We start from the raw sequence: 14,575 nt of genomic DNA on the forward strand, positions 1-14,575 counted from the left end.
CGCCTCATGTCTGACGCTGCGCCCCGACCGATCTGGCGGACTGCTGTTCAGCCACGCTGGCTTGGGCTGCTCGCTCTCGCACTGGCGATTGCTGCCGTGATGACCGCGATGGGGGTCTGGCAGCTCGGCGTCTACAAGTCGAAGACCGCCACAGCAACGGCCGAGCGCGCCGCTGCGCCGCCGGTTCCGTTGCGGTCCTTGTTCTCGATCGACGAGGGTCTTCCCGCCAAGGCGGTCGGGCGGCAGGTGACGATCTCCGGCACCTGGGGGCCGACGGCCGATCAGGTGTTCGTCGCTGATCGGCTGCAGGACGGGCGCCAGGGGTTCTGGGTGGTGTCGCCGCTCAAGTTGTCCGACACGGATGCGGTCATGGTCGTCCGCGGCTGGGTCGCGTCGGTGACGGATCCGGCGGGGAAGGCGTTGAACGGGCCGGTGTCGCTGACCGGCGCGGTCGTCGCCTCGGAGGCGGAGGACTCGTCGGACGATGCCGCGAAGGGGCGGGTGCTGTCGTCGCTGCGGATCCCGACGATCGTGCACATGGTGAAGTACCGGGTGTACGACGCGTTCGTCGTACAGACCTCCGCGGCCGGTACGTCGCCTGCGCCGGCCGCGGTCGTACCACCCCCGCCGCCGACCGATCACGCGGGTCTTCGGAACGTGGCGTATGCGTTCCAGTGGTGGATCTTCGCGGCGTTCACGCTGTGGATGTGGGGACGGATGGTGCTGGACGCGCATCGCTCCCCCGAAGACTCCGACGACTCCGGAGACTCCGACGACGACGGCCTGGCCGACGGGCCCGCGGGCGCCGGCGGCGTTGAGGCTGACCGGGCCGAAGTGGCTGTGGAGCCAAGCGGTACCGTTTCAGCGTGACTTCCTCTGCCGACCCCGCCACCTCCGCGAAGCCGATCACTCCGGCCGTCCGCGGCGCACTGACCCGGTACCGCGTGATCGCGTACGTGGTGGGCGTGATGCTGCTCCTGCTGGTGTTCCTGGCGATGCCGCTGAAGTACTTCGGCGACAACCCGGGCGCCATGAACGTCATCGGCCCGCTGCACGGCTTCCTGTACGTCGTGTACCTACTGCTGACGTTCGACCTGTTCCGCCGGGTGCGCTGGTCGTTCCCGCGGCTCGTCCTGATGGCGCTGGCGGGCACGATCCCGTTCCTGTCGTTCTACGCCGAGCGCAAGACGTCGCACGAGCTCCTCGGTCGCTAATCCCGTTGTGCTGCTGCGGCGCGCACCTCTAGCGTCACCCGCATGCTGCACGACATCACCGCGTCGAATCGCGCCAGCTGGAACCAGATCCACCACGCCCGCCCCGGCGAGCCCGCGTCGTTCTTCGTCGCGGGTGGCTCCACCCTCACCGAGGAGGAGCTCGTCGCGGCGGGCGATGTTCGTGGCCGCCGCGTCCTGCACCTCGCCTGCTCCTGCGGCGACGAAGTCCTGTCCTGGGCGCAGCTCGGCGCCTCGGTCACCGGCGTCGACATCTCCGAGGTCGCACTGGCGATGGCGATCGAGAAGTCGACGGCCACCGGAATCGCGGCCGACTTCGTCCGCGCCGACATGCTCGCGCTGCCCGAGTCGCTGACTGGCTTCGATCTGATCTACCTGAGCTGGGGCGCCATCTGCTGGCTCCCGGACCTTGACGTCTTCGCCACCTCGATCGCCGCCCGGCTCACTCCCGGCGGCTCGGTCCTGATCGCCGAGCATCATCCTGTCTGGGAGACGCTGGCGGTTCGCGGACCCAACCAGCTCGAGGTCACCGCCGACTACTTCGGCCGGACCACTCCACTGGCCGCCGTCGAGAATTCGAAGCGGCCGACCGGCGCGCGCGACAATCCGGACGCGCCGACCTTCCAGGCGTTCATCTGGCCACCGAGCGATGTCATCACCGCTCTCCTGAAGGCCGGCCTCACCCTCGCCAGGTTCTCGGAGGCCCCGGATCCGGATAGCTACCCCGGTCTCGGTCCGACAGCTTCCGCCCTGCCCGCCACCTACCTGATCCTGGCGACGCGCGATGTTTCACGTGGAACATCGCCCGGAAGTCCGTAGATGACTTTGTCGACAAATCACCTTGCCGAGATTGAGCGGTGTTTCGTACTTCGAACTACCTCACTGGGCGCGATCCTAAGCCGCCTCGGCCGACTTACATCCCTGTGATTCCTCGCCAACTCGCCGGAGGATTTCGGTGTTTTCTCCGGCGTGTCGGCTTGTCAGGACTCGTTCTGCTTGTTCGGATCCATCAGCGTGACGATCCGCTCCAGATCGTCCAGCGACGCGAACTCGACGGTGATCTTGCCCTTGGTCTTCCCGAGGTCCACCTTCACCCGGGTCTCGAACCGATCCGACAGCCGGTCGGCGAGATCGACCAGTCGCGGCGCGACCGGCTTGTTGCGTCGCCGCGGTGCCGCGGTGTCGTCTGCGTTCATGTCGCCGAGCGCCACGATCTCCTCGACCGTCCGCACCGACAGCCCCTCGGCGACGATCCGCTGCGCGAGCCGCTCGATCGCGTCGCCACTCGGCAGCCCGAGCAGCGCCCGCGCGTGACCGGCCGACAGTACGCCGGCGGCAACGCGCCGCTGGACCGAGGCCGGCAGCTTCAGCAGCCGCAGCGTGTTCGAGATCTGCGGCCGCGACCGGCCGATCCTCGTCGCCAGGACTTCCTGCGTACACCCGAAGTCGTCGAGCATCTGCTGGTACGCCGCCGCCTCTTCCAGCGGGTTCAGCTGACTCCGGTGCAGGTTCTCGAGCAGCGCGTCCCGCAGCATGGCGTCGTCGGACGTCTCCCGGACGATCGCGGGGATCGTGGTCAGCCCGGCGGCCTGGGTGGCGCGCCAGCGGCGCTCGCCCATCACCAGCTCGAACTTGTCGTCCTCGAGCTTCCGAACGACGATCGGCTGCAGGAGGCCGATCTCCTTCACCGAGTGGACCAGTTCGTCCATCGCGTCTTCGTCGAAGACCGATCGCGGCTGCTTCGGGTTCGGCGTGATCTTCTCGACGTCGATCTCGGCGAACGACGCGCCGGGGACAGCGGCGAGCTCCGGTCCCTCAGGCGCGGTCGGCCTCGCCACCGGGGGTGCGCCCGGGATCGAGTTCGACTTGCTGCCGAGCGTCGTGGTGCCAGAGGCCGGCGAGCTGGGGATCAGCGCACCAAGTCCGCGTCCGAGTCGGGTGTTCATCGCGCTCCCTCGAGTTCGAATCCTGAGCTGGTGCTGGACCTATCACAACGCCGAACGGGTGCCGCTGTGCGTACTCGGGCCCCCGTGTCTCGTTTCACGTGAAACGCTGCCACACAACGCAAGGTTTTCAGGCGTTGTTCCGCATGGCGATCTCGCGCGACGCCTCCAGGTACGACAGCGCGCCGGCCGAGGCCGGGTCGTACGCGAGCACGGTCTGCCCGTGGCTCGGAGCCTCCGAGATCCGCACCGAGCGCGGCACGGCGGTCCGCAGTACGGCGTCCTTGAAGTGGCCTCGTACTTCGGCCGCGACCTCGCCGGCGAGCTTCGTCCGGGCGTCGTACATGGTCAGCAGGATCGTCGAGACGTCGAGCCCGGGGTTCAGGTGCGACTTCACCATGTCGATGTGCCGGAGCAGCTGAGACAGGCCCTCGAGTGCGTAGTACTCGCTCTGGATCGGGACCAGCACCTCGCGCGCGGCAGTCAGCGCGTTCACCGTCAGCAGACCGAGCGACGGCGGGCAGTCGATGAAGACGTAGTCGTACTTCTCCCCCGCGGCCTCGGTCTCGGCCAGGTAGGCCTCGAGCACGGTCTTCAGGCGGCTCTCCCGGGCGACCAGGCTGACGAGCTCGATCTCGGCACCGGCCAGGTCGATCGTCGCCGGGATGACCTGGATGCCGGGATGTTCGGCGCAGGGCTGGATCAGCTTGCTCAGCGGCTCGCCCTCGATGATCGCCTCGTACACGCCCGGCGTACCTTCGGCGTGCTCGATGCCGAGCGCCGTCGACGCGTTGCCCTGCGGGTCGAGGTCGATGACGAGGATCTTCGCGCCGTACAGCGCGAGGCCGGCCGCGACGTTCACCGTCGTGGTGGTCTTGCCGACGCCGCCCTTCTGGTTGGCGACGACGAACACTCGGGTCTCGGCGGGCAGCGGGAATTCGCGGCCCATTGTGCGTCCTTCATTCACCAGCAGGGTCCGTTCGGTCGCGGCGGCGATCGGAGTCTCGAGGAGTCGTCGCTGAAGCTCGTCCGTCGTGGCCCGCGCGGCGATCTGTGCGGCAGTCATAGCGCCCATTCCAATAGGTGCGGGACTCGGCCCGAAGAGGATGTCTGTAGGGGTCGGGGCGGGTCTACCCCCAGCTCCGTCCACAGGCTTCTGTGGACGAATTCCCGTGTGCGGGGGCAGTTTCATGCGGTGGTCATCCACAGGCGGTGGAGATTCCGAAAGGTCCGTCTCGGCGTCCACCAGTGGCGCCGACTCGGACCGGAAACCATCATCTCGCATCTCCGGCGTTTCACGTGAAACAGCAGGGGTGTCATCCGCACTTGGTCCGCCAAGACCGGCGGCCGCGGCCGCCTGCAGGCCCGAGGTGTCGATCGGAGGCACCGCGGACGGACGCTCGGCCGGCGGCGAGACTGTCGTCGAGGACACGGTGGCCGTCGTCGCCGCGGGTGCGGTCACAGCCGCCGCAGGTGCTGTCGCGGTCGACGCAGGTGCTGTCGCGGTGGACGCCGGCGGTGCTGTGGTGACCGGGGGCACGGGTGCCGGGGAGGTGTCGGGTGCGGGTTCCGGAGTCACCACGCGAACGGCGGGGTCCGCCTCGGTCGGCCAGCCGATGCCCTGTGATGACCTCGGCTCACCGGTGCTCTTCTCGGGCCATCCGAGGGCACGACTCACCAACCCGCTCACCTCCCGTGTCGTCCGTGCCGGGATCCCCCTGCAGCACGTCCGGCCACAATACTCACCACAGTCGTGGGGAGGGCCAGTTCATCGCCGCCGAGTTGGTGAATATGACAAACCTCTGCACCAAGCTTCATCAATTCGCGTTCTGAGCCGTCCAGTTCCTCCTCCGCGGACGCCCCTTTCATCGCCAGCATGAGTCCGCCCTCGACGCAGAGCGGCAGACACCAGCGCGCCAGCTTGGCCAGCGGAGCGACCGCCCGAGAGGTGACCACGTCGTACGACGCCGGCGGCAAGTCCTCGGCCCGCGCCCGGACCACTCGCGCGTTACCGAGCTCCAACGCGTCGACGGCCTCCTGGAGGAACGTCGTCCTCCGCAGCAGCGGCTCCACCAGGTCGACCTGGAGATCCGGCCGCACGATCGCGAGCACGATCCCGGGCAGTCCCGCGCCGGTGCCGACATCGGCGACCGAGGATTCCTCCGGAATCAGCCGCTCGACGACCGCACAGTTCAACAGGTGCCGGTCCCAGAGTCGCGGCACCTCCCGTGGCCCGATCAGTCCGCGCAGCGTGCCTTCGGTGGCCAGCAGCTCGGCGTACGCCGAAAGCCGGACCGCCGCCCGTGGGAACAGCTTGTCCACGAGCGGCGGTGTTTCACGTGAAACGTGATCGGTCATGCGAGCGTCACGGCTGGACCACCACGCGGCGGCGGGGCTCCTCGCCCTCGGACTCCGACGTGAGGCCGGCGGCCGCCACGACGTCGTGGACAACCTTGCGCTCGAACGGCGTCATCGGGTCCAGGCGTACCGGCGTACCGGTTGCCTTGGCCTCCTCGATCGCCTTGCGACCGACCTCTTCGAGCTCGGCCTTCCGGTTGGCGCGGTAGTTCGAGACGTCCAGCATCAGCCGCGAGCGCTCGCCGGTCTCCCGGTACACGGCCAGCCGGGTCAGCTCCTGGAGCGCCTCCAGGACCTTGCCGTTCTCGCCGACCAGGTTGTTCAGCTCGGCGCCGACGATCGAGACCGCGGCCCGGTCACCGTCGATGTCCATGTCGATGTCGCCGTCCAGATCGGCGATGTCGAGAAGTTCCTCGAGGTAGTCGGCCGCGATGTCGCTCTCCGCCTCAAGTGCCTTCAGGCGCTCCGACGCGGAGCTCTTCGGGCCGGCGGACTCGTCCGCCGTCTCGGTGTTCTGCATGCCGTCGGTCACGGCCACTCCTTCACAGTGTCAAGATCCGCCCCACGGGGACCCGGGTTCGTCAAAGAAAGGGACTGCGGTGCGCTTTGGGTCAGCGCGACCCGCCGGAGCGCTTCTGCGCCGCCTTCTTCTGCGCGGCCGACTTCGCCGCGGGCTGGCGCTTGGCTCCCGACCCCTTCTTGGCGGCCGGCTGCTTCTTGGCAGCACCGGCCTGAGTCTTCTTGGGCGCGTCCTGCTTCGGCGTCGCGTCCTGAACCTCCGGAGCATCCGCGGCATCCGCGGCCGAGGGGGCCGCCTGGCCGTTGCTCGCCGCCGGACCGCTCTTCCGGTCACTCCGCGACTGCCGCTTCGGCTGCTGCCGCTGCGCCGGCCGCCGGTCGCTCACCTCGGTGTCGGTCGCCGCACCCGCGGTCCCCGGGACGTTCTCGTCGGCCGGACGGCCGTGGCGCAGGTTGTGCTCGCGCTTACGGGCCTGCATCGCGTCGTACGCCGGCGTACCCGGGGCCGGGTTGCGGCGAATCACGTAGAACTGCTGGCCCATCGTCCACAGGTTCGAGATGAACCAGTAGATCAGTACACCGATCGGGAAGTTGAAGCCACCGATCAGGAAGAAGATCGGGAAGACGTACAGCATGATCTTCTGCATCTGGGCGGCCTGGCCCTCGAGGGCCTCCTTCGGCATGTTCTTCCGCATCAGCTGCAGCTGCGTGGTGAACATGGTCGCCGTCATCAGGATGATCAGGACGATCGCAACGACCTTGACGTTGCCCGAGCCGGTACCGCTCGCCTTCAGGAAGGTCTGCGAGATCTCCGCGCCGAAGATCTTCGCGTGCTGCAGCGAGTTGACGTACGGCTTCATGATCTCGCTGTGCCACTGGCCCTTGGCCGCGTAGTCGAGCACCCGGAACAACGCCAGGAAGATCGGCGACTGGAGCAGCAGCGGCAGGCACGAGGAGAACGGGTTGGTCCCGGTCTCCTTGTACAGCTTCATCATTTCCTGACCGAGCTTCTCCCGGTCGTGGCCGTACTTCTTCTGCAGCTCCTTCATCTTCGGCTGCAGCAGCTGCATGTTCCGGCTGGAACGGATCTGCCGGACGAAGAGCGGGATCAGGATCGTCCGGATCGTGACCGTCAGACCGACGATAGAGAAGGCCCAGGCCCAGCCGCTGTTCGCGTCGACGACCTGGCTGAGCAGCCAGTGCCAGCCGACCAGCAGTGCCGATACGGCCCAGTACAGCGGCGTCATGACCGTGTTGAACAGATCTACGATCCCGTCCCACACCGCGAGCCCGGGGATGGCCAGAAGAGTCACTCACACACCTCGCTGCACAGGCCCGGCGTCGGCTGACGGTCCGGGCTGGTTGGCGGAGACAGACTCTCCGCGCTGGTCGACATCTTTGGGTGGAACGGGGTCGTAGCCTCCGGGGTTCCACGGGTGGCAGCGGAGAAGTCGCCTCACCGCCAGCCAGCTACCGCGCACCGCACCGTGGCGCTCGACCGCTTCCAGGGCATACGCCGAACAACTCGGGTAGAACCTGCAGACCTGACCGTACAGCGGGCTGATCAGCAGGCGGTACAGCTTCAGAAAACCGATGATCCCGCTGCGCACGGGATTGAACCGCATCATGACTTCGACAATCGGCGGAACGCACCGTCGACGTCCGCGACGAGCTCGTCGTACGACGCCGTGGCCGACGAGGGCAGCGCGCGGACGACCGTCAGACTGCCGGCCGGCAACTCCGGGATCCGCGCCGCCAAGACAGCACGCAGACGGCGGTGGACCCGGTTCCGCAGAACCGCGTTGCCCACCGCCTTGTTCACAACGAACCCGACGCGCGGGGGGCCGGTGTGACCGGCCTCCGACAACACATGCAGGACCACCGCGCGTCGCGCCGCGCGCCGACCTGACCGGACGGCGCGACGGAAGTCGTCGGACCGGACCAACCGGTTCGACGCGGGCAACACGAGGTGGTCACCGTCCGACGGGTCGCTCAGGCCGCAAGGCGCTGGCGGCCCTTGCCACGGCGGGCGGCGATGATGGCGCGACCCGCACGGGTACGCATCCGAAGACGGAAGCCGTGCTTCTTGTGCCGGCGACGGTTGTTCGGCTGGAACGTCCGCTTGCTCACTGGAATGACTCCGGTTACTCGAGATCACAAATTTGTCGACAAATCCACTGATTGGATCTGCCCGGGTGCCTGTCCTGCAGGCCGTCGGAGAACCAAGGAAGGTCTCGCAGCGAGCGCAGCACGAAAGGGCCGGCTCAACACCGACCGATCCACGGTACGTGGCGTCCTGTGGACAGGTCAAACCAGGTATCCCCAGAGTTTTCCACAGGCTTGTGGACAGTCTAGTGGGTAACTGGTCGACGGACGGGTTCGTCACTGTCCGGACCGGGCCGCGACAGAGAGCGATCTCTAACCATGACTACGCTCCGGCGTCCACCCGACACGCCGCAGGTTGCCCCCAATTTCCTGTTCATAGCCTGTGGATGACGGCTTGTAGGTGGCTGGTCAGACTTGTTAGCGTCACTCCCTCACACCAGAAGGCCCACACCCCGCAATCGGTAACCAACCCGTCCCGGCGGTCGTTCACAACTGTGGACAACCGTGTGGACAGAGCGGCAGCACGGTGTCGGGTCGAACGGTCGCGCAACCCGGATTCCTCCGGATCGCGCCGGCCACCGCAGCGATGGATTCGGGGAGCAACGCGTGGTCGAGGACCATTCCGCCAGTGCGGAATTCACACCGGCGGAATTCGCGGCAAGCGAGTACCGGACGGACCACCGCACCGGCCGCCAGGATCTGCGGCCAGAGCCCGACGCCGACATCCGCCCCGAACCCGAGGCCAACTTCCGCACCGAGGTCCCACCCGCACCGGAGCCCCACCCCCGTCCCGAAGCCCCACGCCGCCCCGAGCCCGACCTCCGCTTCGAGCCCACACCCCGCGCGGAACCGGCACCCCGTGCAGAGCCCACACCGCGCCCAGAGCCGGCACCCCGCGCGGAGCCGACACTCGGCACACAGCCGGCACCTCACGGAGAGCCCGGTACGGAGCCCGCGTCAGGTGCGGAGTTCACGGCTGGTGCCCGGACCGCGCCTCGCGTGGAGCCTGGGCTCGGTGCGGGTTCGACGTCTCGGGGGGATTTGCGGCGGCGTACGGACTCCGCACCGCAGGCGGAGACGTTGCCGATTGCGTTGCCGGAGCCGGCGCCGCGGATGGATCCCGGGGACTACCTGAGCCCGTCGCTCCCGATCCCGATGCCCGAGCCGTCGGCCTTCGGGTACCGTCCGGCGCCGCCACCGGCGCCGTACGGCTACCGGTCCGAGCTCGAACGTGCGGCCACCGATCTCCCGGCCGGCCCACCCATGCCCACCGCAGGTACGACGTACTTCGGCGCGGCCCCAGCCGTCGGCAACTACCGCCAGCCGGACCCAGGTGCTGCCTGGGGTACGGCGGATTGGGGTACCGGCAGCTTCAACGCAGCTGGCGAGGTACCGAACGAGGGCGAGGCACGTGTGGACAACGCATCCACCAACCAGTGGTCACCCGACGACAACCGCACCCAACACCCGCCCGCCACAGACCAGCCCGGGACTCCCGACCAGGCCGTCCCCGCTCAGCAGCAGTCCGACCAACACCAGCCCGACCGGCCGGCCGAACCCCACGTGCCGCAACAGCCGCAGGAGCAACCGCCCGCCGAGCAGCACCCCGGCCTGCACCAGCAGGCCCCCCAGGAGCACACCCCAACGGAGCCCCAGCTCCACCAGCACGCTCCCCAGCAGGCCGCTCCGCAACAGCCTGCCTCGCAAGAGCAGGTCTCACAGCCCCCGGTCTCTCAGCAGCCCGCACCTGAGCCGCACCAGTTCCAGCAGGCGCAGCAGGCTCCCGAGCACCTGCAGCAGGTCCCCCAGCAGCGGGCCCCAGAGCACCAGCAGAACCCGGCTCCGCAGCAAGCGCACGCGCACCAGACCGCGCAGCAACAGGCTCCAGAGCAGCATGCTGCGCAGCAGTTCCACCAGCCGCTGCAACCGCCTGCACACGAGCCCGCAACCCACCAGCAGCAGCCGCAGGTCCACCAGCAAAGCCAGCCCCAGCCCACGGACCAGCAGCAGGCTCAGCAGCAAGCCAACTTCCAGCAGCATGCTCAGCAGCCGACCCCCCAGCAGCACGGGCAGCAACAGCCGTCCACCCAGCACGGTCAGCAGCAGCCGCTCATGCAGCAGCACGCCCAGCAGATCCAGCAGCCTGCCGCTCAGCACCAGATGGGTCAGCAACAGCCGGCCCAGCAGCAACCGGTGCCGCAGCAGCACCTGCAGCAGCCACCGATGCAGCAGCCGCGCATCGCCGAGGTAGCGCCAGCAGTCACCGACCTAGGTGAAGCCTGGGCGCGTGTGCTCGCCGGCCTGCCTCCGAACCAGCGCGCCTGGCTGACCAACTCGCGCCCCGTCACCCTCCACGAGAGCACCGCGATCGTCGCAGTCCCCGACGACTTCACCCGCGGCCAGCTGGAAACCCGTCTGCGCCCGGACCTGGAGCGCATTCTCACCGAGAGCTTCGGCCGCGACATCCGCATCGCCGTCACCGTCGACCCCTCACTCGACCCGGAGCAGCAGCAGACCCCCCAGCACCAGCCACCGCAACACCAGCAACCTCAGCAACACCCCCTGCAACAACCCCAGGCCCCGCAGCAGCAGTACACGCAACAGCCGGTCCAGCAGCCGCCCGCCGTACGCGAGCCACTCCGCACCGACGGCGCGTACCAACCGACGATCCAGTCCGCCCTGACCGACCCGGACAACCGCCCGCAGTACAACCAGCCGCCCGCGCAACCGCAGTACGAGCAGCCGGCCCCGCAGCAGCAGACCCCGTTCGGTCAGCCGCTCGGCTCGGTCGCGCCGCCGCCGAACGGTTCCAGTCAGCCGGCCACGGAGGCGCAGGGCGAGGCCCGCCTGAACCCGAAGTACACCTTCGAGACCTTCGTCATCGGCAGCTCGAACCGGTTCGCGCACGCGGCCGCCGTCGCGGTCGCCGAGGCACCGGGCAAGGCGTACAACCCGCAGCTGATCTACGGCGACTCCGGTCTGGGCAAGACCCACCTGCTGCACGCGATCGGCCACTACGTACGCAGTCTCTACACGGGTGCGCGCGTCCGGTACGTCTCCAGCGAAGAGTTCACCAACGACTTCATCAACGCGATCCGCGACGACAAGGCGTCCCAGTTCCAGCGCCGGTACCGCGATGTCGACGTACTGCTGATCGACGACATCCAGTTCCTGGAAGGCAAGATCCAGACCCAGGAAGAGTTCTTCCACACCTTCAACACGCTGCACAACGCGAACAAGCAGATCGTGATCAGCTCCGACCGGGCGCCGAAACGCCTGGAGGCGCTGGAGGACCGGCTGCGGAACCGGTTCGAGTGGGGTCTGATCACCGACATCCAGCCGCCGGACCTGGAGACGCGAATCGCGATCCTCCGGAAGAAGGCGGCGACCGAGCGGCTGACCGCGCCGCCGGAGGTGCTGGAGTTCATCGCGTCGAAGGTGCAGACGAACATCCGGGAGCTCGAGGGCGCGCTGATCCGGGTCACCGCGTTCGCCAGCCTGAACCGGCAGCCCGTGGACCTGAGCCTGGCCGAGATCGTGCTCAAGGACCTCATCCCTGAAGGCAGCAAGCCTGAGGTGACGGCCAGCATGATCATGGGCCAGACGGCGTCGTACTTCGGTCTCTCGATCGACGACCTGTGCGGTTCGAGCCGTAGCCGGGTGCTCGTGACGGCCCGGCAGATCGCCATGTACCTGTGCCGCGAGCTGACCGATCTGTCGCTGCCGAAGATCGGTCAGCAGTTCGGCGGCCGCGACCACACGACCGTGATGCACGCGGAGCGGAAGATCCGGCAGTTGATGTCCGAGCGACGCAGCGTTTTCAACCAGGTGACCGAGCTGACGAACCGCATCAAACACCAGGCGAAGCAGCAGTAATCAGGACGCACAGGTTGGGGACGCAGCTGTGGAAAACTGTGGGAAACCTCGGTTGTGGTTGTGGATTGGCTGTGGGGACAGAAATCTTCGTCCACGGCCGTCCTCAACCGAAGCGGGGACTGTCCACACGGCGTCCACACGGCGATTTGGGGTCTGACCTGCGAAGTCGCCGCTTTTCCACACTATCCACCGGTGCTAAGAACACTATGGAATCTATAGAGAGCTCGAAGGCCACAAAACGATCGAGCGGCCCGATCTGGGGAAAACCCCGATCTCGCGCCGGCTTGCGGGACCTGTCAGGCTGTTCCCGAAGGCAGCAGAAGCACGACCGGTACGACGCCGACGCGACCCGCCCGAAGCGCCACGTCCGGCCCGAATGGCGCACAGCACACTTGTCCGTGGCAGGATCTGCCTGGCACACAGCCGAAACAGGAGGCACCCAGCGGTGAAGTTTCGCGTCGAGCGCGACGTACTGGCCGAGTCGGTGGCCTGGGCCGCGCGCAGTTTGCCCAGTCGACCCAGCGTCCCGATCCTTGCCGGCCTTCTGGTCGAGGCAGAGGACGGGCAAATCACCCTGTCCGGCTTCGACTACGAGACGTCGGTCCGGGTCACCGTGCCCGCGCAGGTGGCGGACGCCGGGAAGTGTCTGATCTCCGGCCGGCTGGTCGCCGACATCTCCAAGAGTCTTCCGAACCAGCCCGTGGACGTGTCCGTCGACGGCGCGAAGGCACAGGTCACCTGTGGCAGCTCGCGCTTCACACTCCAGACGCTTCCCACAGAGGAATATCCGGCCCTGCCGACGCTTCCGGCGGCCAGCGGCACGGTGAAGGCCGACGTCTTCGCCCAGGCCGTCTCACAGGTCGTCACCGCCGCCGGGCGCGAGGACACGCTGCCGGTGCTGACCGGTGTACGGGTCGAGATCGAGGGCTCCACGATCTCCCTGCTGGCCACCGACCGCTACCGGCTGGCGATCCGCGAGCTCGAGTGGAACCCGGAGTCCCCCGACGCGTCCGCGGCCGCGCTCGTCCCGGCCCGCGTGCTGTCCGAGACCGCGAAGGCTATGACCGGCTCCGACGTGACCGTCTCGCTGGCCGCCCCTGGCACCGGTGACGGCATCGTCGGCTTCGAGGGCCAGGTGTCCGGCGGCAACCGCCGCGCCACCACCCGGCTGCTGGACGGCGAGTTCCCGAAGGTCCGCGGCATCATCCCGACCGACGCCGCGATCGCGACCCGGGTCCGGATCGACACCGCGACGCTGGTCGAGGCGGTCAAGCGCGTCGCACTGGTCGCCGAGCGGAACGCTCCGGTCCGGCTGACGTTCGACGAGGACAGCGTGACGCTCGACGCCGGCAGCGGCGACGAGGCACAGGCATCGGAGTCGCTGGAGGCGCGCGTGGTCGGCGACCCGGTGACCGTAGGCTTCAATCCGACGTACCTGCTGGACGGTCTCGGTGCGATCGGTACGCCGGTCGCGCACCTGGCCTTCACGCAGGCGACGAAGCCGGCCGAACTGACCGGTGTGCGGGACTTCGACGGCGAACCGATCAGCGAGTTCCGGTACGTGCTGATGCCGGTCCGCCTGAACAGCTGAAAAGCCAACAGAACAAGGGGATTCAGATGGAGCTCGGCCTTGTCGGTCTCGGCAAGATGGGCGGCAACATGCGCCAGCGGATCCGCAACGCGGGCCACACCGTGGTCGGATTCGACAACAACCAGGACATCTCCGACTCCAAGGACCTTGCCGACATGGTCGGCAAGCTGACCGCCACGGATCAGCCGAAGGTGGTCTGGGTGATGGTGCCGGTGCAGGCCATCGACCCGGTCGTCACCGAGCTGGCCGAGCTGCTCTCCCCCGGTGACATCGTGATCGACGGCGGCAACAGCCGCTGGACCGACGACACCCGCCGCGCCGCCCAGCTGGCCGAGAAGGACATCCGCTTCGTCGACTGCGGCGTCTCCGGCGGCGTCTGGGGCCTGGAGAACGGGTACGCGCTGATGTGCGGCGGCGACAAGGCCACCGTCGACGTCGTGATGCCGATCTTCGAGGCGCTGAAGCCCGAGGGCGACTTCGGCTTCGTGCACGCCGGCAAGGTCGGCGCCGGGCACTTCTCGAAGATGGTCCACAACGGCATCGAGTACGGCATCATGCAGGCGTACGCCGAGGGCTACGAGCTGCTCGAGGCCTCGGACATCGTCGAGAACGTGCCGGAGGCGTTCCAGTCCTGGCGCGAGGGCACCGTGATCCGGTCCTGGCTGCTCGACCTGCTGGTGAACGCGCTCGAGGACGACAACCACCTGGAGAAGATCCGCGGGTACGCCGACGACTCCGGTGAGGGCCGCTGGACCGTCGAGGCCGCGATCGACCTCGCCGTACCGGTGCCGGCCATCGCGGCCGCGCTGTTCGCCCGGTTCTCGTCGCGGCAGGACGACTCGCCGGCGATGAAGGCGATCGCCGCGATGCGGAACCAGTTCGGTGGTCACGCGGTGAAGGGCGCCGAGGCCGCGGACCCGTCGTACGCGACACCCCCGGTCAAGCACTGA

The 14,575-nt window shown here is 68.1% G+C and carries 15 protein-coding genes and 1 pseudogene; 6 read left to right on the forward strand and 10 right to left on the reverse strand.

The window, feature by feature from the left end; genetic code table 11:
• Positions 1–6 precede the first annotated feature (6 nt).
• Genes ACFV9C_RS01720 through ACFV9C_RS01730 form a run of 3 tightly spaced genes read left to right on the forward strand, consistent with a single transcriptional unit; the run spans position 7 to position 2,051 of the window.
• The gene (locus ACFV9C_RS01720) at positions 7–870 is read left to right on the forward strand and encodes an SURF1 family protein (protein ID WP_380189945.1); all 864 of its coding nucleotides are present in this window, start codon (positions 7–9) and stop codon (positions 868–870) included.
• Positions 867–1,214: a DUF3817 domain-containing protein gene (locus tag ACFV9C_RS01725; RefSeq protein WP_325035228.1), complete on the forward strand. Its 348-nt coding sequence runs from the start codon at positions 867–869 to the stop codon at positions 1,212–1,214. Before ACFV9C_RS01720 ends, ACFV9C_RS01725 begins: the two co-directional genes overlap by 4 nt.
• Before the next feature lie 42 nt (positions 1,215–1,256).
• The gene (locus tag ACFV9C_RS01730; protein ID WP_380189947.1) at positions 1,257–2,051 is read left to right on the forward strand and encodes a class I SAM-dependent methyltransferase; all 795 of its coding nucleotides are present in this window, start codon (positions 1,257–1,259) and stop codon (positions 2,049–2,051) included.
• A gap of 161 nt (positions 2,052–2,212) precedes the next feature.
• On the opposite strand, the gene ACFV9C_RS01735 is transcribed toward ACFV9C_RS01730, so the two are convergent.
• The 10 genes and pseudogenes from ACFV9C_RS01735 to ACFV9C_RS01780 form a co-directional block, all read right to left on the reverse strand.
• A complete protein-coding gene (locus tag ACFV9C_RS01735; protein ID WP_380189949.1) occupies positions 2,213–3,178 on the reverse strand; it encodes a ParB/RepB/Spo0J family partition protein in 966 nt (321 codons plus the stop codon).
• 127 nt (positions 3,179–3,305) lie between these two features.
• Entirely contained in the window at positions 3,306–4,241 is a 936-nt protein-coding gene (locus ACFV9C_RS01740; protein ID WP_380189951.1) for a ParA family protein, read from the reverse strand.
• A gap of 620 nt (positions 4,242–4,861) precedes the next feature.
• Positions 4,862–5,533, reverse strand: a complete 672-nt coding sequence (rsmG, locus tag ACFV9C_RS01745) for a 16S rRNA (guanine(527)-N(7))-methyltransferase RsmG (RefSeq protein WP_380189953.1) — start codon at positions 5,531–5,533, stop codon at positions 4,862–4,864.
• A 7-nt stretch (positions 5,534–5,540) separates the two neighbouring features.
• On the reverse strand, positions 5,541–6,053 hold the full coding sequence (locus tag ACFV9C_RS01750) for a protein jag (RefSeq protein WP_380190873.1): 513 nt from the start codon (positions 6,051–6,053) through the stop codon (positions 5,541–5,543).
• A 322-nt stretch (positions 6,054–6,375) separates the two neighbouring features.
• Positions 6,376–7,356, reverse strand: a pseudogene (yidC, locus tag ACFV9C_RS01755) (membrane protein insertase YidC); the annotation flags it as partial.
• Positions 7,357–7,365: 9 nt separating this feature from the next.
• Positions 7,366–7,677 (reverse strand): membrane protein insertion efficiency factor YidD, encoded by a 312-nt coding sequence (yidD, locus tag ACFV9C_RS01760; protein ID WP_344189582.1) that lies wholly within the window; start codon positions 7,675–7,677, stop codon positions 7,366–7,368.
• Positions 7,677–8,018: a ribonuclease P protein component gene (gene rnpA, locus ACFV9C_RS01765; protein ID WP_380189955.1), complete on the reverse strand. Its 342-nt coding sequence runs from the start codon at positions 8,016–8,018 to the stop codon at positions 7,677–7,679. The genes yidD and rnpA overlap by 1 nt, the downstream gene beginning before the upstream one ends.
• Before the next feature lie 26 nt (positions 8,019–8,044).
• Positions 8,045–8,182, reverse strand: coding sequence for a 50S ribosomal protein L34 (gene rpmH, locus ACFV9C_RS01770; RefSeq protein WP_130386492.1), 138 nt, complete (start codon positions 8,180–8,182; stop codon positions 8,045–8,047).
• Positions 8,183–9,598: 1,416 nt separating this feature from the next.
• On the reverse strand, positions 9,599–9,820 hold the full coding sequence (locus ACFV9C_RS01775; protein ID WP_380189958.1) for a hypothetical protein: 222 nt from the start codon (positions 9,818–9,820) through the stop codon (positions 9,599–9,601).
• A gap of 54 nt (positions 9,821–9,874) precedes the next feature.
• Complete coding sequence (locus tag ACFV9C_RS01780) at positions 9,875–10,366, reverse strand: hypothetical protein (protein ID WP_380189960.1); 492 nt, start codon at positions 10,364–10,366, stop codon at positions 9,875–9,877.
• Between the two features lie 15 nt (positions 10,367–10,381).
• Here ACFV9C_RS01780 and dnaA point away from each other — a divergent pair, with 15 nt between their 5' ends.
• The 3 genes from dnaA (at position 10,382) to gnd (ending at position 14,575) form a co-directional block, all read left to right on the forward strand.
• On the forward strand, positions 10,382–12,034 hold the full coding sequence (gene dnaA / locus ACFV9C_RS01785) for a chromosomal replication initiator protein DnaA (RefSeq protein ID WP_380189962.1): 1,653 nt from the start codon (positions 10,382–10,384) through the stop codon (positions 12,032–12,034).
• A 445-nt stretch (positions 12,035–12,479) separates the two neighbouring features.
• Positions 12,480–13,625 (forward strand): DNA polymerase III subunit beta, encoded by a 1,146-nt coding sequence (gene dnaN, locus ACFV9C_RS01790; protein ID WP_380189964.1) that lies wholly within the window; start codon positions 12,480–12,482, stop codon positions 13,623–13,625.
• 26 nt (positions 13,626–13,651) lie between these two features.
• Positions 13,652–14,575 carry a phosphogluconate dehydrogenase (NAD(+)-dependent, decarboxylating) gene (gene gnd, locus ACFV9C_RS01795; protein ID WP_380189966.1) on the forward strand — a complete coding sequence of 308 codons (924 nt, stop codon included), beginning with the start codon at positions 13,652–13,654 and terminating at the stop codon, positions 14,573–14,575.

The organism is Kribbella sp. NPDC059898 (genome assembly GCF_042730855.1).
GTDB lineage: Bacteria > Actinomycetota > Actinomycetes > Propionibacteriales > Kribbellaceae > Kribbella.